This window comes from Myxacorys almedinensis A (genome assembly GCF_010091945.1).
GTDB classification, from domain to species: domain Bacteria; phylum Cyanobacteriota; class Cyanobacteriia; order Leptolyngbyales; family Leptolyngbyaceae; genus Myxacorys; species Myxacorys almedinensis.
Genome location: NZ_WVIE01000030.1, coordinates 23,854 through 48,682, shown reverse-complemented (window position 1 = coordinate 48,682; position 24,829 = coordinate 23,854). Strand labels below are relative to the sequence as shown.

17 protein-coding genes are annotated in these 24,829 nt (G+C 46.6%); 9 read left to right on the top strand and 8 right to left on the bottom strand.

Going from position 1 to position 24,829, the window contains the following annotated elements; all coding sequences use genetic code 11:
• Positions 1-15 precede the first annotated feature (15 nt).
• Entirely contained in the window at positions 16-6,138 is a 6,123-nt protein-coding gene (locus tag GS601_RS19535; RefSeq protein ID WP_162424968.1) for a hybrid sensor histidine kinase/response regulator, read from the top strand.
• A gap of 196 nt (positions 6,139-6,334) precedes the next feature.
• Here the strand turns inward: GS601_RS19535 and GS601_RS19530 are convergent, their stop codons facing one another.
• The 3 genes from GS601_RS19530 to GS601_RS19520 form a co-directional block, all read right to left on the bottom strand.
• Positions 6,335-6,694: a hypothetical protein gene (locus GS601_RS19530; protein WP_162424967.1), complete on the bottom strand. Its 360-nt coding sequence runs from the start codon at positions 6,692-6,694 to the stop codon at positions 6,335-6,337.
• Positions 6,695-6,837: 143 nt separating this feature from the next.
• Positions 6,838-7,365 (bottom strand): DUF2231 domain-containing protein, encoded by a 528-nt coding sequence (locus GS601_RS19525; protein ID WP_162424966.1) that lies wholly within the window; start codon positions 7,363-7,365, stop codon positions 6,838-6,840.
• A 36-nt stretch (positions 7,366-7,401) separates the two neighbouring features.
• On the bottom strand, positions 7,402-8,133 hold the full coding sequence (locus GS601_RS19520) for an LmeA family phospholipid-binding protein (RefSeq protein WP_162424965.1): 732 nt from the start codon (positions 8,131-8,133) through the stop codon (positions 7,402-7,404).
• Positions 8,134-8,160: 27 nt separating this feature from the next.
• On the opposite strand from GS601_RS19520, the gene GS601_RS19515 reads away from it, so the two are divergent.
• From GS601_RS19515 to GS601_RS19505, 3 genes are all read left to right on the top strand, one after another.
• A complete protein-coding gene (locus GS601_RS19515) occupies positions 8,161-8,472 on the top strand; it encodes a hypothetical protein (protein ID WP_162424964.1) in 312 nt (103 codons plus the stop codon).
• Positions 8,456-9,778, top strand: a complete 1,323-nt coding sequence (locus GS601_RS19510; RefSeq protein WP_162424963.1) for a glutamate-cysteine ligase family protein — start codon at positions 8,456-8,458, stop codon at positions 9,776-9,778. Before GS601_RS19515 ends, GS601_RS19510 begins: the two co-directional genes overlap by 17 nt.
• A 355-nt stretch (positions 9,779-10,133) precedes the next feature.
• Positions 10,134-10,433: a ferredoxin gene (locus tag GS601_RS19505; RefSeq protein WP_162424962.1), complete on the top strand. Its 300-nt coding sequence runs from the start codon at positions 10,134-10,136 to the stop codon at positions 10,431-10,433.
• Between the two features lie 238 nt (positions 10,434-10,671).
• On the opposite strand, the gene GS601_RS19500 is transcribed toward GS601_RS19505, so the two are convergent.
• Positions 10,672-12,042, bottom strand: a complete 1,371-nt coding sequence (locus GS601_RS19500; RefSeq protein ID WP_338017086.1) for a sensor histidine kinase — start codon at positions 12,040-12,042, stop codon at positions 10,672-10,674.
• Positions 12,039-14,789, bottom strand: a complete 2,751-nt coding sequence (locus tag GS601_RS19495; RefSeq protein ID WP_338017085.1) for a hybrid sensor histidine kinase/response regulator — start codon at positions 14,787-14,789, stop codon at positions 12,039-12,041. The genes GS601_RS19500 and GS601_RS19495 overlap by 4 nt, the downstream gene beginning before the upstream one ends.
• Before the next feature lie 317 nt (positions 14,790-15,106).
• Here GS601_RS19495 and GS601_RS19490 point away from each other — a divergent pair, with 317 nt between their 5' ends.
• The gene (locus GS601_RS19490) at positions 15,107-15,268 is read left to right on the top strand and encodes a type 2 periplasmic-binding domain-containing protein (RefSeq protein WP_162424961.1); all 162 of its coding nucleotides are present in this window, start codon (positions 15,107-15,109) and stop codon (positions 15,266-15,268) included.
• 14 nt (positions 15,269-15,282) lie between these two features.
• Here GS601_RS19490 and GS601_RS19485 read toward each other — a convergent pair whose 3' ends face one another.
• The 3 genes from GS601_RS19485 to GS601_RS19475 form a co-directional block, all read right to left on the bottom strand.
• The gene (locus tag GS601_RS19485) at positions 15,283-16,098 is read right to left on the bottom strand and encodes a thioesterase II family protein (RefSeq protein ID WP_162424960.1); all 816 of its coding nucleotides are present in this window, start codon (positions 16,096-16,098) and stop codon (positions 15,283-15,285) included.
• 73 nt (positions 16,099-16,171) lie between these two features.
• On the bottom strand, positions 16,172-17,326 hold the full coding sequence (gene devC, locus GS601_RS19480; RefSeq protein ID WP_162424959.1) for an ABC transporter permease DevC: 1,155 nt from the start codon (positions 17,324-17,326) through the stop codon (positions 16,172-16,174).
• Between the two features lie 44 nt (positions 17,327-17,370).
• Entirely contained in the window at positions 17,371-18,516 is a 1,146-nt protein-coding gene (locus GS601_RS19475) for an ABC exporter membrane fusion protein (RefSeq protein ID WP_162424958.1), read from the bottom strand.
• Between the two features lie 1,306 nt (positions 18,517-19,822).
• Between GS601_RS19475 and GS601_RS19470 the strand changes: the two genes are divergently transcribed.
• The 4 genes from GS601_RS19470 (at position 19,823) to GS601_RS19455 (ending at position 24,714) form a co-directional block, all read left to right on the top strand.
• Entirely contained in the window at positions 19,823-21,661 is a 1,839-nt protein-coding gene (locus GS601_RS19470) for a fatty acyl-AMP ligase (RefSeq protein ID WP_162424957.1), read from the top strand.
• Between the two features lie 157 nt (positions 21,662-21,818).
• Positions 21,819-22,598 (top strand): response regulator transcription factor, encoded by a 780-nt coding sequence (locus GS601_RS19465; protein WP_338017084.1) that lies wholly within the window; start codon positions 21,819-21,821, stop codon positions 22,596-22,598.
• Between the two features lie 280 nt (positions 22,599-22,878).
• Entirely contained in the window at positions 22,879-23,205 is a 327-nt protein-coding gene (locus GS601_RS19460) for an acyl carrier protein (RefSeq protein WP_162424955.1), read from the top strand.
• 99 nt (positions 23,206-23,304) lie between these two features.
• Positions 23,305-24,714, top strand: a complete 1,410-nt coding sequence (locus GS601_RS19455; RefSeq protein WP_162424954.1) for a hypothetical protein — start codon at positions 23,305-23,307, stop codon at positions 24,712-24,714.
• Positions 24,715-24,829: the final 115 nt, after the last annotated feature.

Sequence of the window (24,829 nt, the reverse complement as noted above, 5' to 3'; positions counted from 1 at the left end):
GAAAGGGACATTGCGATGCAGCCGGAACAACAGCAGCGAATCATGGGTTACTTCATTGAGGAGGCAAAAGACCACCTCAATACCATTGAGCAGGGTTTGTTGAATCTGCAAAGCACCATTGACGATCCAGAAATGGTGAATGAGGTGTTTCGGGCAGCCCACTCTGTAAAAGGCGGAGCGGCGATGTTGGGGTTAAGCAGTATTCAAAAAACTGCCCATCGCCTTGAAGACTACTTCAAACTTCTAAAAGAAACCCCTGGAGTTAAGCTAGATCAAAATTTAGAAACACTTCTATTGCAAATTTTTGATACGCTGCAAGCGTTATTAGAGCAACTGCAAACGCCTGCGGGCTTAACGGAAGAAACTGCCCATGCCACGATGGCTGAAGCCCAGCCAGTTTTTGAAGAGCTTGATCATTACTTTGCGCTGTTAGAAAGCCAGGCGGCAACCGCAGAACAATCAGAGCAGTTTGATGCAGGAACTATTGTTCAAGCTGAAACGCCGTTGGCAGACCATGCGTTAGTATTGATTTTTCAAAACGATATTTCAACCCAGTTGCGGGAGATGCTGCAACTATTTCGACAGGCTGAAGTGGTGTCTGATGGGCGCGATCGCTTGCAAGACCAGTGCCAAGGACTCAAGGATTTGGGCGAGGCATTTGGGTTGACGCAGTGGAGCCATTTGCTAGAAGTGGCGCGCCAGGCGATCGCGCATCCTGACAATTCTTACCGTGTCCTAGCGCCGATTGTGATCAAGGAAATTAAGCAGGCGCAAAATCTGGTGTTGATGGGGCGGGCAGCGGCGATCGCTCCTAGCGCAGAACTGCAAGCGCTAGCCCCTGCTACTAACACTTTGGCTGCCGATGCAGATTTGGCAGACTTCTTTACGATCGCAGACGGTGTAGAGACCGCGGATGAGCTAGATTTCAGTAGCTTTGACCTCTCGGACGTAAAGGCTGCGGATGAGCTAGATTTCAGTAGCTTTGACCTGTCTAACGCGGAATCGTCTGACTTTGATCTCGGTGAACTCGGCGAGTTAGATTTGGTCACAACTGCGTCTTCCAATGTTGTAGAACCGACGGATTTAGATCTTGAAGGGCTGTTTGATCTTCCCGATCTGGCATCGATTACCGTTGAAGAGGTAAACCGCTCCCTGAGCAATGCCTCAGAGCAGAGTGGCAGCACTCTTTCAGATCTTGGCGGCAGCGATCGCAATGGTCCTGAAATGGGCATGGCAGAGTTGAATAGTTTGGCTGACCTGTTTGAAGGGGAAGTTCCAGATTTAGGCTCTACTTGGCAACAGGAAGAAGTGATCCGTGCGGCGGCGGTATCTAAAGGGGATTCCTCTAACGGTTTCAATCAAGACTCTAACGATTTTGCAGATTTATTGTTTGACAGCCCTTCAGCCAGCGAGACCGTTTCGTCTAACTCAGACGAGGATTTAACTAGTTTATTTGGGGATGATTTATTAGAAGCGTTTGATGATGCTGAGCGGGTCAGCGATCGCTTTGAAATCCCTGATCTGCTAGCAGACGAAATCTCAGGTGCAGATGACGAGCTATTAGTAGATCTATCCGGCAACAGCGACGCATCGACCATCGGGGTTTCGACAGATTTGGAAGACTTGGGCACACTAGAGCTTGACACTACCCAGTCTTCAGATGAGTTAGGCTTTGATCGGCTTGCAGCAGAAGCAGGCGACCCAACTAGCTCTCTGGTTGATCTCGGTGAGTTATTTGCAGGGTTAGATGGGAGTGACTTAAGTTTTGACTCTGCTGGTAGTGGTTTGCTAGACGATCAGTCCTCTGAGGAGTCGCTCGATGAGTTTTCCCTCACCAGCCTGTTTGACCCAGCGTCTGCGGAGGCTGAAACCCTGTTGGGTGATGAAGACTCGCTTGATCCATTTAACAATTCATTTGCCAGTTTAGAAGAAGGCGATCTCTCTCTTTTTGAGAACTCAGATGTTGATTCGCTTTTAGAAGAAATCGATCTGTCAGAACCTGCGATCGCACCAACGGTTGAGGATGGTTTTGCAGACATAGCCTCACTACATGATCCTTGGGACAGTGATCAATCGACTTCTCCCTCCACTGTAGAAGAGCTAGATGTAGAAGAGCTAGAGTTGCCTATTTTTTCTGAAACCGTAGAGGATCAAAATCTAGATCTACTAAGAGAACTGACTGCTGATCTAGAACCAACTCAGCTATCTGAAACAGACTCGGAACAGTTTGACACCCTTGCTCTGCCCCAGGTTGATTTAGAAGTTACTCCTTCAGAGGCGCTAGATTCTTTGCTAGTTGAGACTGCTGCAACAGACGAGATAAATCTCAGCTTAGATGATTTCTCAGAATCATCAGATAGCTTGTTTGCAGATGAATTAGGCTTGTTGGATGGTTTATTAGAGACAGACTCTGACCTATCGTTTGACGCTTCGGAAATATCTTTCGATGAACAACCTTTGGAGACAACTCCTCAAGGTGAAGCAGCAGATAAGGTTGTAGCTCTGATACCGGGCTTAGAAGGCTTAGAAGACGATCTTCTGAGTTTAGAAATGCTGAACTTGGCAGGGTTAGAAGCGCGATCGCAGGAATTTTTCTCGGAAAATTCTTTGGGGTCAGAACTTGATGTAGAAGATCTAGAAGGGCTGAGTGATAACTTTTCAGAAACCGTCGATTCAGAGAGTTTAGATAACTTGCTAAACGAATCTACCACAGTAGATCCGATGCAACTAGAGCTAGATTCCCTAGCCGCGCAGTCTGCCACAGTAGACCTCGATGAAATACTTAAAACTGAAAGCTCGCTTGATGCCGAGTTCGATGGCATCACCAATGTAACTGCTCCCCTAGATGCACTACCGACCGATAGTTTCGATCTGCCGGAGTCAGAAATTGCCGGTTTACAGCAAATTACTGCTGAGCCTGAAATCGCCACTCTATCTGATGAGCTAGATTCTAATGAGCTAGATTTCTTTGAAATAGAACCGTTAGCAAGCGACCGAGAAGAGCTAACTGACCTGCTGGGTTTGGGGGTAGCTGATGCTGAGGAAGGCTTGAATTTAGACGAGTCATTACTTTTTGAAGAACAGCCGACTTCATCAGAGGAGCTTTCTTTAGAGGATGACTTCCTGACCAGTCTAACGGCTGAGACTACTGATGTTTCTGAAGAAGTTGGCATCTTCGAGGACGCCCCTTCTTTAGAGCTAGAAGATTTAAATTTGACTCTCGACCTTTCTGAAGCCTCTATTCTGTTGGGTGCTCAAGATGAACTATCGAATGGATTTGACCTAGAGAGCTTAGAAGAAACGGCTTTTGATGGGGCAGTCGATTCTAACGCCAGCTTATCCTTTGAGAGCCTAGCCTTTGAGGGGCTGAATTTTGAAGGGCTTGATTTTGCAGAAGAACCTTCTTTAACTCTTGCAACTGATGACTTAAATACTAGGGATTTAGACCTTTTAGGCTTTGAATCTGAGGAGGCTTCTACAGATTTTGCCAGCACCGACTTAGGGCTTGATGGCTTGAATGTGGATGCAGGTAACGACGATTCAAATCTTGATAGTTCGGGCTTGGGTTCAGAACGCTTGGAGCCTTCTGAAGATGATACCCATGGTCTGGACGAGCTAGATGGCTTGCTTGATAACATTTTTGCTGATGAAAATGTAGAGCTAGAGCATGACTTATATTTGGAAAATGGAATTGCAGGATCAGGCGCGATCGCAGCTTCAAGTTTTGAGCCTTTGCACCAAGAACCACTGCCATCTAGCTCAGATGAGATGGAGCTTGATGATCTAGATGATTTGGATAGCTTGCTAGAGGATGACCCGTTTGAGATGGCGAGTTCATCAGCCAATGATTTAGATGACAATGATTTCAATGATCTCGATCAGGTGCTTGACGCAGCCGATGCTTTAGCTCAGTTTGACAATCTTGATGCACTGCTAGACTCCTCTCCCCCATCTAGCTTCACCGCCGAAGATGACTTCGCCGATCTTGAGTCGCTTTTGTCTGATGCCCCTGATGTGTTCGGCACTCCACAACCTAGAGCCGCTTCTTCCTCGGAAACCGATGCAGAGTTTGACGATCTAGAGAAAATGTTGGAGGACACCAACAAGACCATGGGCGGTTCTCCAGGTTCCAAAGGTCGAACTGCTTCCTCATCGTCAGGACGCCGCACATCTCGCCCTGCGAAAGGCTTTAGCGAGCAGACTATGCGAGTTCCGGTCAAACATCTCGATAATCTCAGCAACCTGGTGGGAGAACTCGTTGTCAATCGCAACAGCTTAGAACAAGACCAAGAGCGCATGAGACAATCGCTGGATAACTTGCTTTATCAAGTACAGCAACTCAGTGACGTTGGTCAACGGATGCAAGATCTATACGAGCGATCGCTGCTCGAAAGCTCGCTATTAGCCAGCCGCCAGCATCACCGTACCCCCTTTGGTTCGCCTGAGCGTCACCGGGTGGATACAAGCCCCACAGGAGTTGAGTACGATCCTCTAGAAATGGATCGATTTACAGGCTTTCACTCGCTGTCTCAAGAGATGATCGAACTGATTGTGAGAGTCCGCGAATCTGCGTCAGACATCGAGTTCATCGTCGATGAAACGGATCAAGTGACTCGCATGTTCCGACAGGTCACAACTCAGCTTCAGGAAGGGTTAACCCGCTCTCGAATGGTTCCCTTTGCCCAAGCTGCCGATCGCTTGCCGCGTGCTGTGCGAGACATTGCCATGAAGTGTGGCAGACAAGCAGAATTGGTGATTGATGGTCGAGATACGCTGATTGACAAAATGATTTTAGAGCATCTCTACGATCCCCTGACCCATCTGGTGAACAACGCCATTAGCCACGGCATCGAATCACCAGAAATTCGTCAACGGGCTGGAAAGTCTCCGACTGGACAAATTACGATTCGGGCTTTTCACCAAGGCAACCAAACCGTTCTTTCTGTCTCGGATGATGGGGCTGGCATTGATATTGAGCGGGTGAGAATAAAAGCGGTTGAGAAGGGCTTGATTACTTCAGCCGAAGCCCAATCCTTATCTCGGTTGGATATCTACGATTTGCTCTTCCATCCTGGATTTAGCACCAAGGATCAAGCAGATGACTTTTCAGGGCGCGGGGTTGGCATGGATGTTGTGCGAACAAGCCTCAGCGAAATTCGCGGAGCGATCAACACCGACTCTGTGCAGGGTAAGGGAACGACGTTCACGATCCGGTTGCCGTTGACGCTGAGTATTTCTAAAGCCTTGTGTTGCATTAGCGATCGCGCTCGGATCGCGTTCCCGATGGATGGCGTTGAGGATATGTTAGATGTGCCTAAAGAGCGACTGCAAATCAATGCCGAGGGGCAACCTGCGATCGCATGGCGTGATATTGTGCTTCCAGTACATCCGCTCAATGAGCTTCTAGCTTATAGCCGTCACCTCAGCCGAGGAACAGTCTACGGGGGCGGTCAAGATGATGATATGGTCTCGATTGTGGTGCTACGGAGCGCAGGCAACTATCTTGCCCTTCAAGTAGATCAGGTGTTAGGCGAGCAAGAAATTGTCATCAAACAACTGGAAGGCCCTATACCCAAACCAGTCGGCGTAGCGGGTGCAACGGTTTTGGGAGACGGTCGGATTATGCCGATCGCCGATGTGCTGGAACTGATTGATCTCTCTATGGGTCGTATTCGTCGTGATGTCGGCAGCATGTGGGAGCAAGGGGTAGCTCAGGGCATAGCTGAGACGGTAACTGCGAAGACCGAACCTATGGTTCTTATTGTGGATGATTCAATTACAGTACGTGAATTGCTCTCAATGACATTTAACAAAGTTGGATATCGGGTAGAGCAAGCTCGCGATGGTCAGGAGGCGTGGGAGAAACTGCGATCTGGGCTGCCATGTGATATCGTCTTCTGTGACATTGAGATGCCAAGAATGGACGGACTAGAGTTGCTCTCACGAATTCAGAAAGACCCAAATTTGAGCAATTTACCGATCGCAATGTTAACGTCGCGCGGGGCTGATCGTCATCGTCAGATGGCAGCATCGTTAGGCGCAAGCGGGTACTTCACCAAGCCTTATTTGGAGGAAGCTTTGCTAGATGCCGCCCAACGCATGCTCAAAGGTGAAGTTCTGCTTTCTAGCAACAGTTAGCACGTTGAGGATAAAAAGCATTAGAGGGGATAGTTTTGACACTACCCCCTTTTTTATGTATTTGTTTACAGAGGTGGTTGAAATATCATAATCAGATCCGATAACCAGTCTAGTTTTCAAGCTCAAGGGCGCTTAGGCAATAACTTTTCGCTGCCCTAGCGCTTGGTACTGCTAAATCACAGTTTCCTACTACCAGCTATCGCCAAATTCGGTTACCTTCTTCATCAACTCGCGCCTCGCGAATCAAGTCAGAGATCTCTTCAGCGTCTTTGACGTGATGGAGGGCTTTTTCTTCCCCGTCGGGAGGCATGTCAAAGACAAAATATTCGGGAACGGTGATATGGTCGCCTGTAATATCAGGAGCATCCACCGCTACCTGCTTTGCCTTCTCCTCCACAGACTGGTTTGGATCAATGCGATCGCCTGGATTAGATGCTAAATTTTCTGTTTCCAATCTCTGCTTTTGCTCACGCTTTTGCTGAGGATCAACCTCTTCAGGGGTCATAGGTTGATTAATACCAGGTTCGTCATATCCAGGCTTTGCATCTTCATTCATAATTTTTACCTTCTAAACCATTGCTACTAAAAATGCTAGAGAAAAGGAGGCTTGAACGCCTCCCTCGGATGAAGTAATAGCTGATAAGTCAAAAGCATGAGAATGCAGTCAAGCCACGACCATGCAACTGACGTTATAAAAAACTACAGGGTTGGTTTGCCATTGGGACCGTTACCAATAACAGCAACTTTGTGGCGATAAACAAGTTCTGCACCGTACCACCCTGTCACGCCTAGCAGAGCGGCTACAAATAGCGAGATCAGAAGCCCAGTTGGCACAATTGGGGTTACGGGGTCATTCCACCGCAACCAGAGGTTTACGGCGGTCAACGTTAAGGCGGCAATGTTGCCTACCATGTGTGCCCAGCCTGCACTGTGTTCACGCACACGACCAATTCTTAAAAAATCGCTCATGCCCGTAACAGCGGCAACAAGCCCCCCGATTAACCCTGCCGCAATGAGCCAAAATGAAGCTCTTGCCCAAAATGCATCATTTAGGAGCCAGTAAGCAGCATCTGTTGCTAGCGCGCCGGTCAGGAACGCGATCGGGAAGGTCACAATCAGCGGGTGCAGTGGGTGCTTTGCGATATGAACGGTGCTGGGTACACCGCTATCACGGTATTCCGCTTCATCACTTTCAACCAATAGAGGAATATTCGGAGTTTCAGGCATTGTGTTCTCCCAAAAAATGAGTAGTGCCATTTACGCTTACGATGAAGGAAATTGTTCAACATGCGCCTCTGACTGAAGAACGACTTTTCCGCGCTGGACATCTAATTTTTTGAGTTTTAGTGACATGCCTTCAAGCTCAAAGTTTCGTAGGTCTAGCAACTCGGTAGCTTGTTGCAGGAGAGCCTGGGTTAATTCTGGAGACAACTCTTGCCCATCGGCGTACTGCACATCTTCTAGAACCACCTGCTGCCCTGCATCGATGATTTTTGGAATCGCTGTAAAAGAAACTTGTTTCCTCTCGTTAGAATTCTGCAAAATCACATCTGTGCTTAGCGCAACTTTACCTTCACCAGGCAAGCCAAACTTTAGACTTTGGGTATCTACTGTGGCGAGTTCCTGATCAACATGCACGTCTAGATTCTGCATCTTAGCCCGCACAAAATCAGAATTGAATGCGCGGTTAATATCAGCCTCTAGCAATGTCACTAGAGTTTCAGCGTCGGTGGGATGGGTCAGTTCAACTTTGCCAAAAGCAACGCTGAGAGGGTTAATGGCAACGCTTCCGGTTTCTAGGTTCATCTCCTCAATTCGCAGATCTTTCTGCATGACCATGCCTTCTCCTTTGATGGAGACGTGATCAACCTGCCCAGAAACTAGCTTTAACGGATCAGTTTCAATCTCAACATCTACCTCTTCCACTTCGTCAAGCTGGCTTTTGATCCCGATCTCCGCCGTTTTATTAATGGCTTCTTTACCAATATCTGGCATAACTGTGTGCGCCTCTCGCAGTGTCCTATGGCGCTAACTTTAAGACATGCTTGGGAATTGCTGTATCTGTACAGTGGTGGAGAGAACCCGCGATCGCGCTCTATCTTTTCACAGAAACCCTTTACTCCAGAGCAGAGTGCGCCACGGCAGGGCGGTTTTGACGATGGCAGAACTGATTTACCTCCTGTAGGGGATGTAAGCAGTAAGAAAATATTGTTTGCTAACTTGGCGGCGCTTTTGAATGAAGTTTCACAAATCGTTTTCAACAAAGTTTTTAGTAAAGTATTGAACTTAGGCATCTGGGCTGACACCAACTCTGCTTATGAACAAAACAGTTGAGCGTCGCATCGGGCTTGAACAAGAGTTCTTCTTAGTCGATCGCGATGGAGTTTTATCCGATCGGGCAGATGAATTTCTGAGGCAGTGTCATGCGATCGCCCAGGCAGAAAGCCGCGATTCTAAATACTTTGCGCCTGAGTTTGTCAGAAGCATCGTCGAACTCAACACTCCCCCGGCTTGGTCGCTCAAAGAGTTGGCACAGGAGTATTTAGAAAACCTCAAGTTGGCGCTGCGTGCGGCTCACGCGCTAGATCTTAGGCTTTATCCCTTATCGCAATATCCACTGCACATCATGCCCGTGATTCGCGATGAGCCAAACTATCATATTCAAGCCCGAACAGTAGGCTACGATCGCTTCCTCAATGCTGGCAGATGCGTCGGCACTCATCTCCACCTCGATCTACCACCCGGAACCATCGATACGCGGGTTGGCGTTTCCTACACCGCTACTGCCGAAGCGCGAGAAGAGCTACTCAATCTCTATAACTTAGCTACAGCCCTTGATCCCGCTTTAATTGCCATGGCAAGCGCCAGCTTATTTTACGAGGGTCGAGTCCTGGAAATGGCAGCACGCACGGTTCATTATCGCGGTAGTGAAGCCTTTGGGTGGGAAGGTGTTTATACGCATCTGCCTGAGGTCGGTGGGCTTCGACCCTATGCTGCGAGCATTGAGCATTTAGTAGAGATGCAGTTTGAGCGCTACTATACCTGGCTAGCCGCCATGGATCGAGCAGGCGTTGAACGGCATTTGTTTTTAAATGCGGGCGGCAGTTTGCTGCGATCGGGGTGGAATCCGGTTCGGCTCAATCGTCAAGGCACAGTCGAGCTACGGGCAACCGATGGCGACTTTCCAGAAGTCACGTTAGCGATCGCAACCCTGGTGTACAACGCTGCCGATCGGGTAAGGCGAGAAGGCTGGACGGTGAGACCTGCGGAGGGCAGCCGCGTCTTTCAAACCGTTGACCATCAGCTTGTCATCCCTGACTTCGCCTACCTCAATGGCGACTTGTTTTATGCAGCAGTCACCGAGGGCATGAAGAATGCAGATGTCAAAGCCTACTTAGACTCTGTTTTAGCGTTTGCAGCGCAAGGGGGCGAAGGCGCAGACTATCTCACCAAACTACGGTCTTCGCTCGATCACTACCAAACGACCGAAGCCAAGCTTTTAAAGGAGTTTGCACCAACTACTAGTGAAATTTCTAGGGAGGATGGGTTAAGACTGGTGCGCTGGGCGTGCGATCGCTTAGAAGAGCAGATTGAATTACTCAGCCGCCAAGATCCCCTTACGATTTTATCCCAGTTGTAGAATATTTGTAACAACCCTGCCTTGGCTCTTCAACTGGTGCAAAGAAACCTGCGGCAAAGCCATAGCCAGACATTGAGGAGTTTTAGCCAGTAGCCCCCTTAAGGGCTGTTGCCCTCTTTCCGTGCCCGAACTCCCTTCATTTGGCACGTCCTATAAGTATAAGTAGATTAAATGGACAGTTTTTATTACGAATCCCATACACTAAAGCGCCAATTGACCGTTATAACTCCTAAATTTTCCCGTAGTATCAGAATTGTAGTTGGCAGACGGTCTAAACCAAGTATTGGTAAAACTTAAGTCAACCATTTCAGAAGGCAATCAACGCCGTTTCTACATATAGAGAGGACCACACCGCATGGCTACTTTTAAAGTCACGCTAATTAACGAAGCTGAAGGGCTAAATACCACGATCGACGTGCCTGAAGATGAGTACATTCTGGATGCGGCTGAAGAGCAAGGTATTGACCTGCCCTACTCCTGCCGCGCGGGTGCCTGCTCAACCTGTGCTGGTAAGATAACATCTGGTACGGTTGATCAGTCTGATCAGTCTTTCTTAGATGATGACCAGATCGAAGCAGGCTATGTACTAACCTGTGTTGCCTACCCCACTTCTGACTGCACAATCATGACCCATCAAGAAGAAGAACTGTACTAACTATTCTTCCAACAAACAGAGAGAATTTTCGCTTCTCACATCTCTCTGTTTGTGCATTATTTCTGTTGACCTGTGCCTTGCTTAACCTATAGCCAGAACGTGGTTTGCTGCTCTAAACCTTGAAGAGTGGCGCTGTTTGAAACCCCTATATTTGCTGTTGCAATTTGCAAAATCGCCATTGTGTATTTCTGCAAATTGCAACGCTTAAGGTGAAGTAATGTTAGAAAAGACAAGAAATTTAGTGCATCTTCTCCGTTGTTTGATATTCAAAGCTCAGAGACCGTTCATGCTCCGGTTCTAGTTGATCAATTGGGATCTGAAGGGTAAATTCTGTTCCTTGTCCCAAGATTGAGTGGCATTCAATCTTTCCACCATGTTTTTCCACGATGATTTGATGGCTAATTGCTAGCCCTAACCCTGTGCCTTTGCCCACAGGTTTTGTTGTAAAAAACGGATCAAAAATCTTTTGGCGAATCGCCTCCGGCATTCCAGAACCATTATCTTTAATCTGAACCTGAATCCAGTTGTTCTCAATGCGGTGAGTGCAAATGTGAATTGAGGGAGAAACAGGTTCACTTCTCTCTTTAATAGAGTGCTCTAATGCATCGATCGCATTAACTAAAAGGTTCATAATTACTTGGTTGAGTTGACCTGGAAAGCAAGCTACCGGGGGAATATCTCCATAATTTTTTGCAATTTGAATTCTATATTTCTCTGACTTCGCATTGAGCCGATGACCCAAAATTAGCAATGTGTTTTCAATACCATCATGCAAATCGACTTGTTTAAAGTCTGCCTCATCTAGGCGAGAAAAGTTTCGCAGTGACAAAACAATTTCTCGAATTCGCTCTGAGCCTACTTGCATAGAGTCAAGTAGTTTTGGTAGATCTAAACGTAGGAAATCTAAATCAATTTCTTCAATTTTGTCGCTGATCTCTTTACTAGGCTCAGCATAACGAGCTTGATATAAACTGATCAGATCAAATAAGTCTTGAATATAGTGTTTTGCAGGAGGGAAGTTTCCGTAAATGAAGTTTACGGGGTTGTTAATTTCGTGGGCAATCCCTGCGACAAGTTGCCCTAGTGCTGAGAGCTTTTCTTGCTGAATAAGCTGAACTTGAGCTTGTTGAAGATCTGCCGTCCGCTCTTGGACTCGCTGTTCTAGGGTTTCATTAAACTGCTGAAGCAGCCCGTTTTGGATTTCTAATCGTTGATTGAGATGATGCAATTGTAAATGAACTTTAACCCGCGCTAAAACTTCTTCTTGCTGAAAGGGTTTTGTGATGTAGTCTACTGCGCCAACGCTTAGCCCTTTGACTTTGCTTTCGGTCTCTGATAGGGCCGTCATAAAAATGATCGGAATCTCTTGAGTGAGCGGATTTGCTTTCAGGCGACGACAGGTCTCAAAACCATCAATTCCTGGCATCATGACATCAAGCAAAATTAGATCAGGAGGATGGTATTGAACTTGTTCGATCGCGCTTTCTCCATCTAAAGCAACTGCAACTTGTAGCCCAGTTATCATCAGTGCTTCTGACAAGACCTCTAAGTTTGTGGGGTTGTCGTCCACAATTAGGATAATTTGAGAATTATTTCCCGGTTCCATCATGTCTTACTCTCTAAATACTGTTCAAGAAATGCTCGGATTTTTTTAAGCTGAAACCCTTTTGATAACTGACGAAGGGATTGGCAAAACTCATGAAAGCTTGCGTCCGATGCCTCAATTTGATCGATGCGATGAAGTAAGCTTTGGATTAATCCCTTACGGGCAAAATCGTAGAGCACAGACACTTCTTGAGATGGAGGGGCAACTATCGGCTGGGGCGCGGTTGAGAGTGCCGAATGTGGCAAGGGGGTAGAAAGCGCTTGCATTTCTAAAGTGCCCTTGTTGCCCGATAAATTCAAACCGTTTGCCTGAAGTTCTGGAGCATAAATCCACTCTAGATGAAGGTGTCGTTGCAGGGCTTCAAATAGCGATCGCGCCTCAATGGGTTTGGGCAAAAACTCTGCCGCACCAGCCTCTAAACTCTTGTGCTGATCTTCTTCAAAAACATTGGCAGATGACACAACAATCACCACGTTTCGGAGTGTCGGTTTAGCTCGAATCTCTGCCATCATGGCATAGCCATCCATTTTTGGCATAGAAATATCCGTGATGATCAAATCGGGCTGTGTTTGCAGGGCTGTGTCGATTCCAGCTTGACCATTGTTGGCTTCAACAATATGAAAGCCAATTGGTTCGAGCAGATTTTTAAGGATTGCCCGATTTTCCCACCGATCATCGACCACCAAAATTTTTCTTGGCTCTCCCTTCAATCGTGCGATCGCTTGCATTGTTAACTCTGGTTCGGCTCGAACGGTATCTTTTGCTTCGGCTAGCTCAACATCAAACCAAAACTTACTTCCTTTGCCAAACTGGCTCGCAACCATAATCTCGCTGCCCATCATGGTGACAATCTTGCGGCTAATTGCCAAGCCCAAGCCTGTTCCTTCCGCTTGTTTTTCTCCATCGCCGACCTGCTCAAACGGCAGAAAAATACTCTCTAGTTGATGGGGCTGCATTCCAATGCCCGTATCTTCAACCCCAAATCGAATGGTATAGATTGGAGGAACGCCATGAAAATCTTTTTCTATTAGGGATGCTGTGAACGTGACACTTCCGGTATCGGTAAATTTAATCGCGTTGCCTAGCAGATTGATCAAGACTTGCCGCAACCGCTTTTCATCGACATGCACCATTGCCGGAAGCAACGGATCGATCGGATAGACAAACTCCAAACTTTTTTGGTCGGCTCGGATGCGACAGATCTCGACGACGCCCTGAAGGAAGGGTGCAAGGCGCAAATCGTGGGGATGGAGTTCGAGTTTTTGAGCCTCAATTTTCGAGAGATCAAGCACATCGTTGATCAAGGTGAGCAAGTGAGATGCACACTGATGAATGACAGTGATTCCTTGCTGATCTTTTTCAATGAGAGCACGCGATCGCTGCAAAATTTGGGTATACCCTAGAATGCCGTTGAGCGGTGTGCGTAGCTCGTGACTCATATTGGCAAGAAATTCGCTTTTGGCTCTGTTTGCCGCATCTGCTGATTCTTTAGCCGTTGTCAGTTCGGCGGTGCGCTCCTCAACGCGGTGTTCCAACTCCTCAAACGACTCCTTTAACTGAGCCGCCATTTGGTTAAATGAATGAGCCAGAACACCGAGTTCGTCTGTGCCTTTACGTTCAAACTTATATTGAGATTCACTCTCAATGCTCGAACCATCATCGGCTCTATTACTCGCTCCATCTCGACTGAGGCGAGACAGCCGTTGAGCATCTCCTTCGGTCAGTTTTTTGCACTCTTCGAGAATAGGTTCTAAACGGCGGTTGAGCCGTCGGATGAATAAAATCACGACTAGCGCCAGAATTGCCCCTGCACTTAGCGCCCCGCCAAGGGTGATTGCCAGTGCTGGGCCTAGAACGACAGATTGAGGAACTGAGGCGAGCATGATCCAGTTGGTTCCTTTAATCCGTTGATATGCCCAGTACTGACCCTTTTTTTGAATCAACCCTTTCTCATCAGCACTGATCTGTTTCCAGACATCCACCAATTGAGGAATGTCGTTATAGGCAGCCAGCGCCTTTGCTTTTCCTGGATCGGGAGGATAGACGATTAAATTGCCCTTCTCGCTAAAAATAGCAAAATAGCCTCCTTCCCAAGTCTCAGGTGCTTTGACACGTTCGCTCAAGGCAGTAACGTTGATGTCGAGTCCTGTAACAGCAATCATGCGATCGCGATCATCAAAAACAGGACCTGTGTAGGTGGTTAAGGTGAGACCATACCAAGCATATGGCTCCAGCCAAATATCTCTCTTAGCTTTAACAACTTTCTTGTAATAGTCTTGCTCAGGATAGTTATCTTCAAACAAATCAGCAAAACGGAGGTTATTGTGAGGTGCTGGCAGAAGTGTACCAATCTGCTCAGGATTCTTTTGGTCAACATAGAAATAGGGCCAATACCACTGGCGATCCGTGACAATTTGAGACGGGGTTTGCCCAAACCCAAGCGCCATTGTTAAAGATGAACGTTGTTGAAAGATTTCAAAAATGACTTGGTTATAAAACTCTGGATCTGTAATTTCCTGACGGTGCATTGTTTTGACCACCGCAGAGAGATTAGTCATCGATTGCTCAACTCTAGCCAGTTCTCCCTCAATTAAATTAACTTGTGTTGTTAAGTTTCCTCTAATCTCGTCTTTGGCACGACTTTCAAGGGCTTGGTAGAAGAAGTAAGACATTCCACCTATGCCAAATAGAGCGCTTCCCAACACATAAAGGAACAGTCTTGAGCCAATTGAATTATGAATCTTTCTCACACAGGTAGTACTCCAATTCTTGATTTCAGGAAGCTCTCTTAAACGCAAGTTTGATGAAAAACGTTACTTTTTCTACAAAAGCAAATTTTTCCGATTGCTTCATATTTCCCGAACTCAGACAAAAAATTACGGAGTTTCTGTTGATTTTGAAGATGTTTAGTGTGAAACTTGGTGCTCTGATATTCCGTTAGGGTACATCCCAGTCTTGCAAGTCTCAATTTGAGAACTGCCTATTGAGGTAAGCGCAACAATGCAGCAGAACTTGAGGGACATTTTCCGCTTTCCCTTGTGCGCCTGAAAGCTTCACGTATGGAACCATGAGCTTAGAAACATTCACTGATCTTTCCCATGCCCTCACAACCCTATGGCGAGATAGCATGGGTGAAATTGATAAGGTGCTGAATGAGCATAATTTAGAGCGTCGTGCGGTGGCAAGATTGCTGGATGCGAGCAATGACGGGGCTGAATTGATGCTCTAAACAAATGCTGAAATTCAGTTGACAATCGTCCGTGGGCAATCAAATTTCAGCAGTGGCAATTCCGATTCTGGTGCTGCAATTGTTGCGCTAATAATGTTGTTGATTTTCTCCAGAAGAGGCTGCTGCTGAGTGTGTAGAAAGAAATGATCGCCCGGAAGCATCCAAATTGAAAATGAGGAACTGGTGTGCAGACGCCAGCGATCGAGCAAATCGGGGGGTTCTTCGGTATCTTCCGTACCCCCAAAGACAGAAATTGGACAGGATAACGGAGGCTGATTTACGTAAGAATAAGTGCCGCAAAGTTGAAAGTCTGCACGAATTGTAGGTGATAGCAGACGCATCAATTCGGCATTTTCTAGCACTGGCTTGGGTGTTCCATTTAGGTTGCGTAACTCTGCTAAAAAATTGTGCTCTGGTAGGGCATATAAGCCGGGATTGCGATCGGGAATTTGCGGGGCACGACGGCTTGACACGAAGAGATGAACCGGTGAGTGCGCCGATTGAGCACGGAGGTAACGCGCTAACTCGAAGCTAATCAAGGCACCCAGGCTATGACCAAAAAAAGCAAATGGAATATTCAAATAGGGATCAAGAACTTGGCTCAGGGTTTGAACTAGTGGTGCAATGTCAGTGAATGGGGGTTCATTTAAGCGATCGCTGCGACCCGGAAACTGAATCGCACACACCTCGATCGATGGGAGAAGGCTATCTGCCCACTGACGAAAAACTGCCGCGCTTCCGCCTGCGTAAGGAAAGCAGAACAGACGAAAAGACGGGTTTGGATGAGGATTGAATACTTTAATCCAGGGATTGGAGGCAGAGATTACCATACTTATTCAATGAATATTTTTAAGGGCGAAGCTAATAATTTTAAGGTAGATTAAACCCTGCTAGCAACATCTATCAAAAAATGTCTGCTGGATCTGCTTGGCGCAATCTACGAACCGCAACCAAGCCTGAAATTGTACACATTAAAATCGTCAATGCAAAAATAACCAATGCGCGATCAAATTCCATTCTAATGGGTAAAAACGTTGCATTTTTAGTCAAATCATACAATCCTAGTGAAAGCGCAAATCCTGGAATAAATCCTAACGTTGCAAGAATGAGTGCTTCTTGAATAACAACCGATTCTAAGTATAGATTTTTATAGCCCATTGCTTTGAGGGTTGCATATTCTGCGAGATGGTCAGAAACATCTGAGTACAGAATTTGATAGACAATGACCGTACCGACAATAAATCCCATTCCTACTCCTAAGGAAAAGATAAATCCGATCGAGGTGCTGGCTTGCCAGTAGTTTTTTTCAAACTCTATAAATCCTTCACGAGTTAAGACTTTAACATCTGTAGGCAAGCTATCTTCAATCTGTTGACGAACCGTTTGAACCTCTACATTCGGCTTGAGTTGAATTAGCCCAATATCAATATTTCCTAATTGCCGATCGGGAAACAATCGCAAAAAATTTAGATCGCTTAGAATAATATTGCCATCTGCTCCAAACGAAGGTCCTAACGTAAATAAGCCAACCACGGTGACTCGTTTGCCTCCTAGCTCTGTTGCCACAGGTTCGCTCTGTTCAAAGGTATCTGCGATCGCGCCATATTCAGAGCGAGAAGCCCGATCAAATAAAATATTTTCGCTGAGTTGAAGCTTGTCTAAATTTTGATCAACTTCTGGAAATTTAAAGACTGAATTTCCTGGCTCAAACCCATACACATAGATGGCCCGAAAACTTCCAGTATCAGGATTTCTCCAGTCTTTAAAGCCAACATAAATAGAACTAATTGATTCAACTCCCTCGAAACTTAGCACTTGATATAAACGACGCCAAGAAAAGGTTCTCGTATAGCCTAAAGACTTTGATCGAGCACTAATGAGAACGAGATCTCCTTCTAAATTTTGGTGCAATCGAGTTGCGCTATCGTAGAGGGCTGCTTGAAATCCTAGCTGCATAAACATGAGAATAACGGCGAAGGCTATTCCTGCTAAGGCAATGAGTAACCGAATCTTTTCTCGACTTAGCTGCAACCAGGCTAGCGGAATACTTAGTAGCATGAAACCTCTTACATAGCGCAAGAATTGCCTATCTTTTAGGGAGCCTATTTGTTAGGGAGATCGTCATCAATTACAACACTAACTTGTAAGTTTGTAAGGGTTGAAACTTTTTGGCTATCTGGCTCATTAAGGCGGATTTTTACCTCTACAATTCTTCGGTTTACATCTGCTGTTGGGTCAGTTGCTAACACATCTTGAGGGTTGACTTGCAATCCGACGTCCGTTACGGTTCCCTCTAAGTTGCCTGCAAACGCACTACTCGCAATTTTTGCCTTTTGCCCAACACGAATCTTGTGCACATCTAATTCATACACCTCTGCCACAACATTCATTTGCTCAGTGTGCCCGATCGCAACAATGCCCTTATTTCCGACGACTTCTCCGGGGCGGGTATGAATTTTGAGTACTTGTCCATCGATCGGCGACCGAATGTAGGCTAACTCTAAATCTGCTTGAGCCTTGGCAACATTTGCGATCGCACGATTGACTTCTGCCTGGGCCGCTTGAACATCGGTAGGACGAACCTCAGAAATTTGGCTCAGCGTCGCTTGGGCCGCTTTGATTTGTTGCGTGAGACTGGCTTCAATCTGGGTTCGCTTGGCTTTTGCTTCATCTAGTTGTGCTTGAGCCGTGGTCATCGTTAGCTGCGTGCTATCTAACTGAGAAGCCGCGATCGCGCCGCTCTGAAACAACTCAAGATACCGTTGATGCTCGGTTTGACCGTTTTCTAACTCTGCCTCCAATCGGGCGATCGTGTTGCCTTGAGTGGTGAGTTGTCCTTGTTGCTCAGCGATTAACTGTGCGATCGTTGCTTTTTGGGCGTCTAGTTCTCCTGTCTTCGCCCCTGCTTTGACTTTGGCAAGATTTGCCCGAGCAATTGCAACATCTTCTAGCGCCAAGTTGAGAGACGTTTGCAAGTTTCCCTGGCTGTCAAGAATGGCAGTCACTTGTCCCGTTTTTACGGTGCTTCCTTCCTTGACCAGAAGCTTTCCTAACCGGCTCACCCCCGCTCCATTCAGAGAAGTGGGCGGCGATAGATAAATGACTTCTCCTTCGGGTCGCAGATATCCCAAGGCAGAGATGGCTTTGGGCTTTGCGTTAGAAGGTGTCACTGAAGCGGGAGAACTTTGCCGAAACTGGAAGAGGTATTGAAACGTAGCTCCACTAAGAACCAGACCTGCAATTACCATTGCAATCACTGTCGATCGGCGAGGGAGCTTTAAAGAAGGCTGAGCTTTTGAGATCAAATCAGGTTTCACTGCTGATCAAATAGTTGGTGAACTGATAGTTGGTGAACTGAGCGATTAGCTTTTAGCGATTCATAGACCAACCGAACTAAAGCTAAACCTTTTGAAGCGAGTGTTAGAAATCCATGACTTAATTCATCACATCCGGAATAGTGTTTCGCGAAATTTCCCTACCCTAATAGATTTATGCATTCAAAGGGTACCGAACCAGTAATAAATGGGCAATGATGAAGTGCTAAATCGGGGCAAAAACTGCTATTTCCATAACCTTTTCCTAACCGTCATTTAAGCAAAAAATTTGCTGTTCAAAGCTATTCGAGCTACATAAATATAGCTACTTCTGTCGCTCAGTTGTTTAACTACTTAGAAAGCAGCCTATCGAATGTTCAAAAGTATTACAATAACCAATCTTTCGGTTAGACTAACCATTTTTTCGATCGATCTGGTGGTATCCAGGTGCTAGCAGCCTATTAGCAATATTTCCAGCTTCGCTGAACTTTCGCTGAATTAGGATGGCTTCATAACATCGAATAATCCGACCAACATTAAGTAATCTGAAATGATTATGAGTAGCTGAAAATAAGCGGAAGCATGATTTCTTTCTGAACTTTACATCATCTTCATAGACGTACAAACTAATAGGGCAGCCTATTAACGCGAAATTTTAACATCATAATTAACGCAAAATTCCAACATCACAATTTCAGCTTTCTAAATCCTCACGTAATCTTTATAGACTGAGATAGTGTTTGTGTTTTTTAATACCGTTCGTATTAGTAACCATTCTATCTTTAGAGAGATAGACGCTCAGTTGACAACAGTGAAGAATCGTCATTAGGAAGAATCGTCATGAGGGGTTTTCTATAGATGCTCAATCGAAGGTTTCCTTGAGACGATCGATCGAGAGCCATGATTAACATGTTCGACTGCAAGCAGAAGCCTGGTAAAGTGGCTAGATGAAAGTTTGATGCCCCGTTCGCGAAGCAAGACTTGATTTTTTTTGATTTGTTGGCACTATTGATAGAGTTGATGAGGTGAATCAAGCTGAGCAATTTTTGACCTATCTATTGCTGATGTAAAAGTCTTAGATCGATAGTTAGATCGACAGTTAGATCGATAGATAACATTGATCTAAATCAAACGATCTAAATCAAACAAAGCTGCTTCAACCAAGTGAACCTAGATAGCACCAATTGATTCGAGCATTACCTGCTAATCCAGTCGAAATTGATTGACCAGGGAGTATGAGATGATAGCTTATTTCACCGATGCGATCGCGGCAGGGCATGGAATTTCGACGTTTGTAGATTTACTGTGCTATAGGGCGCAGTCTCAACCTGACCAGATCGCTTACACCTTTTTGCAAAATGGGGAAACAGTATCTGGGACGTTAACTTATCAGACCCTTGATCGGCGGGCACGCGCGATCGCGGCTCAGCTTCAACACCTAAACGCCACCGGATCGCGGGGGTTGCTGCTCTACCCACCGGGTTTAGACTTTATTGCTGCCTTCTTTGGCTGTTTGTATGCCGGGGTTGTAGCCGTGCCAGCCTATCCTCCCCGACGCAATCAGAGCATGGCGAGACTGCACGCGATCGTGGCAGATGCTCAAGCCGAATTTGCATTAACAACAACCGATTTATTAGCAGAGACCGAACGTCGGTTTGCTGAAGAAACGGGCTTGAGCGATTTGCGCTGGCTGGCGACCGATGATCCCCTCAACGATCGATCCCCTGACTGGCAAATGCCTGATGTGAACGGCGATACCTTAGCGTTTTTGCAATATACATCGGGTTCGACCGGCACACCGAAAGGCGTGATGGTTAGTCATGGGAATCTGTGGCACAATTCAGCCGTGATTCAGCAGAGTTTTGCTGATACGCCTCAAAGCCAGGGAGTCAGTTGGCTGCCGCCCTACCACGACATGGGCTTGATTGGGGGCGTGCTGCAACCCCTCTATGTCGGTGCGCCGATGGTGTTGATGCCGCCGGTTGCATTTCTGCAAAAGCCGTTGCGTTGGCTCCAGGCAATTTCTCGCTTTAAGGCAACAACGAGCGGCGGTCCAAACTTTGCCTACGACCTGTGCCTCCGCAAAGTTACGCCTGAGCAACGGGCAACTCTTGATTTGAGTAGCTGGAATGTTGCGTTTACAGGGGCTGAGCCTGTGCGGGCTGAGACGCTAGAGCGCTTTGCTGAGCTATTTGAACCCTGTGGTTTCCGCGATCGCGCCTTTCACCCCTGCTATGGCATGGCAGAAACGACCCTCATGGTATCGGGTAGGCTGAACATGAACCCTCTGATCGTGCAGCGGCTTGACGCTCACGCCTTGGAAACCAATCGGGTCGTGCCAGTAGATCGCGATCGCAGTGATGCCCGCTCGATCGTGGGCTGTGGGCAGAGCAGCCTAGACCAAACCGTTTTGATTGTGAACCCTGACACATTGCAGCCTTGCAGCGATCGCCAAGTTGGGGAGATTTGGGTGTCGGGTGCAAGTGTGGCTCAGGGCTATTGGAACCGTGCAGAACAAACCCAAGAAGTGTTTCACGCCCGTCTTGCCGAAGCCGATGCAGGCAACTTTCTCCGCACTGGCGACTTAGGATTTTTACATGATGGCGAATTGTTTATCACCGGACGCATCAAAGATTTGATGATCATTCGAGGTCAAAATCATTATCCTCAAGATATTGAGATGACCGTGGAAAAGAGCCATCCTGCCTTGCGCCCCGGCTGTGGTGCGGCGTTTACCGTTGAGATCAAGGGAGAGGAGCGGTTGGTTGTGGTGCAAGAAGTGGATCGAAATTATTTGCGGAAGCTGAATGTAAAAGAAATCACTGGCAACATTAGCCAAGCGATCGCGGCGCAACACGGGCTGCAAATTTATGCAACGGTCTTGATTAAGACAGGAAGTATTCCAAAGACATCGAGTGGCAAAATCCAACGGTATGCCTGTCGATCTGGTTTTCTCAACGGCAGTTTAAACGTGATGGAAGATTGGAGTGAAAGTCCTCAAGGCAAGATCAAGTTTCAGAACCTGCGATCGGAGGTAGATTCGCTATTGCAGAAGGTGTCGGCTGGTAAACCCCATTAAATCTTGAGATCTTACGAACCAGATTAGATTTTGTCATTCAATCCTGTAAGCCGTACTAAATGAGATTTACAATCTCTGGGGTTTTGCAGACTTCATCCTCTTGAATAGCATTGATCTTTCTCATTGTTTTGTGCAAACGCGAATGAGAGGAACGATAGTGAAAAAAGTTCTAGTGATTGAAGAACAAGCCCAGATGCGAGATCTTGTCCTTCAAGGTTTGAGCGATCAGGGCTTCACAGGAATTGGGACTGGAAGCGGTCGGATCGGGCTACAGTGGGCCCAAGAACACCTGCCTGACGTGATCACCTGCGGCGTGCTGATGCCAGAGCTTGATGGCTACAGCGTGCTGACTTCACTCCGCCAAGACCCCGCAACCGCCGTGATCCCCTTTATTTTTGTCACAGCCAAGCAGACTCGAAATGATTTTCGCCGAGCCATGGAGTTGGGTGCAAATGACTATCTGACAAAACCGTGTGAAGTGGAGGAGTTGCTAAGAGCGATCGCGGTGCAGCTAGAAAAGCAAACGGTGTTGCAACAGTGGCATACATCGCAGTCGCGGCGAACCTTTGAGACGATTCCATTACCCACTGGGGCAACGCCCCCTAGCCTACCGACGACCCCTCCTCTAAGCGAAGTTTTCCGCTTCATTGAGGCAAATTATCACCGTGCGATCGCGCTTCGAGATGTAGCTCAAGCGGTGGATTATTCGCCCGCGTATTTGACCAATCTGATGAGCCGCCAGACCGGAAAAACGGTGCAACGGTGGATTATTGAACGGCGCATGACGGCAGCGCGATCGCTGTTGCTAGAAACAGATGAATTGGTAGAGCAGATTGCGGCTCAGGTGGGTTATCAGCATTCTGTTCATTTCTTCCGCCAGTTTCGCCAGTTTCACAACACTACTCCCCAAGCCTGGAGAAGTGCTCATCGCCGTTAGGTATCTGGCTATAAATTTCAAACCCAGGGGAATCTCAAACATTTAAAGCGCACTCTCTAGTATTACTTTGTTTCATAAATTGATTAGGTGAAGGCGTACAGCAATCGGCTTCTCCTACAAATGCACTATGCATTACAAAAATTGTGATAAAGAGTATGAATTTAATAACATCAAATAAAACGTTAGTTCGATCGAAAGATGATTCATTGAAACTCGTGTTAAACATCTTATAGGCTTAATGCCCAAATAGAGAAATAATCTTTGACTCAGGAAACAAGCAATGCAAATAAAAAATTCTCAAGTCGAGTTGCCCAGTGGTTTAGATTACATTAAGGCTGACATTAGCGATCAAGGGTTGGTAACAGCCACAGAAATACAGACGTGGATCGTTAACTACCTCGCTGAACTTTTAGAAATCGATCCAGATGAAATCAATGTCACTATCCCCTTCGATCGCTACGGTTTAGATTCTGCAACGGCAGTCGGCATGACAGGCGACTTAGAGGAGTGGCTAGGTAAAACCATTGATCCAACGCTATTGTACGACTATCCTACAGTTAAAGCATTTTCTCATCATCTGGCTGAAGAGTTCAGATCTAAAGCCTAAGCTTCATCGTCGCACCAGATTTATTGCCGAACCAGATTTCTTGTCAAACTGAGTCAACATTTGCTCTTTCCATTTGCTCTCTCATAGCGTAGAAAAATCATGGTTGATAGTACTCAAGTTCGGGTTGCAACTGCTCCGACTGATAAGAGCCACGAAAAGGTCAAAAAGCACATCAAAATCACCGAGATTAATTATCGACGCAATACCGATTCTGACTATACAGAAAAGATTCAAAAGTTAGACAAAAACTTTAGCTACGATCGCGACAGCCAACATTACTGGAGCAACCCCGAACTCTCTCTGTTTTACGGGACTCCCCTTTATGAGCAAGCCTCTTCTGCCCAAAAACTGGCGCTCAATCACCTCTATTGGGCAACCCAGTATAACCAAACGGCAGCGACTGAAGCCAATACCGTTCTCTATAACCAGGTGACAGGAGGCGTTTTTGCAGCCGTTGGGGGATATGGAACGCTTTGCCAAGAACTCGATTTAGAAACCGACCAAGAACGCCATCACATCCACGCCTTCCACACGATTAGCTACAAAACCAAAAAAGCCTTGCTGGGTCAAGCTGCCTTTAATGCTCCTGGCAAATCGAAGGGGATCAAAAACGGAGCCGCAAAATCGGGGCAGAAATCGCAGTTATTTAGTTTTGATGGACGTTTTGATGGACACAGCGAATCCATCGCAGAGTTTCGAGATTCTACCTTCCGCTTCATCACCAACAAGGTGATGCTCAAGCACCAAGCAAATTACTACTCCCACTATTTGCAGCAATTAGATCAAAAAGGGGAATTGATCCCAGCACAAACCACAGGATTGTTAGGGCAAATTGCGCCGCGATCGTTTCTTCAGTTTTTCACCCTCAATTGCGGCAGTTCGCCTTTTCTAGCGTGCATGTTTTACCTGACTCGTTTCATGGCAAATATGCTGCTAAAAAATTACGAATACGATTATGTCCAATACCATCGGGAGTTAGAGAAAAAGGGCGAATTTATTCCTGCTGCGACTGCCGTTTCCCTCAATCATCTATTGGATGAATCGTTCCACACGACCACGTCGCAACTGATCGCCCTGGAAGTGTATAGAGACTTTCCCAACCCTACAGCCTATGAAAAACTGGTTGCGAACACAACCATTTATCGAGCGCAAAAAGTAGGGCTAAGCGGGCTTTCAGGGGCAATTCCAGGCATTTGTCGTAGCGATGACGCTTTTATGATGCCGCTGTACAAACTTCTGCAATCTCCAGTGTTTGATCTCTCTGCACCAGAAGCGCTCCAGTGGATGGAAACGGGTTTGTGTCAAGAGCATCAAGGCTTCCATGTCAATCTTCAATACCATCAGCGCCTCTTGGCAGAGTTGCAACGGATGTTTGAGGGCATTGACTACCTGTGGGGAGTAAACCGCGAGATGCAACTAATGGCTTCAGGTGGCTCAGTCAACACTGCGATCGCGCAGAACAGTAAAGCATTTGCACGATTTTCTAGAAGCCTTGCCCAGAGTGACTAACCACTTGTGATTAGTGTGTGATCAAGTGTGATCGATGTGTGATTGACGGGATCAAAGCGACTGCGCTCCGAAGCGATCGTACTCAATCGTCGCCACAAAACAAACTGCAACTTAT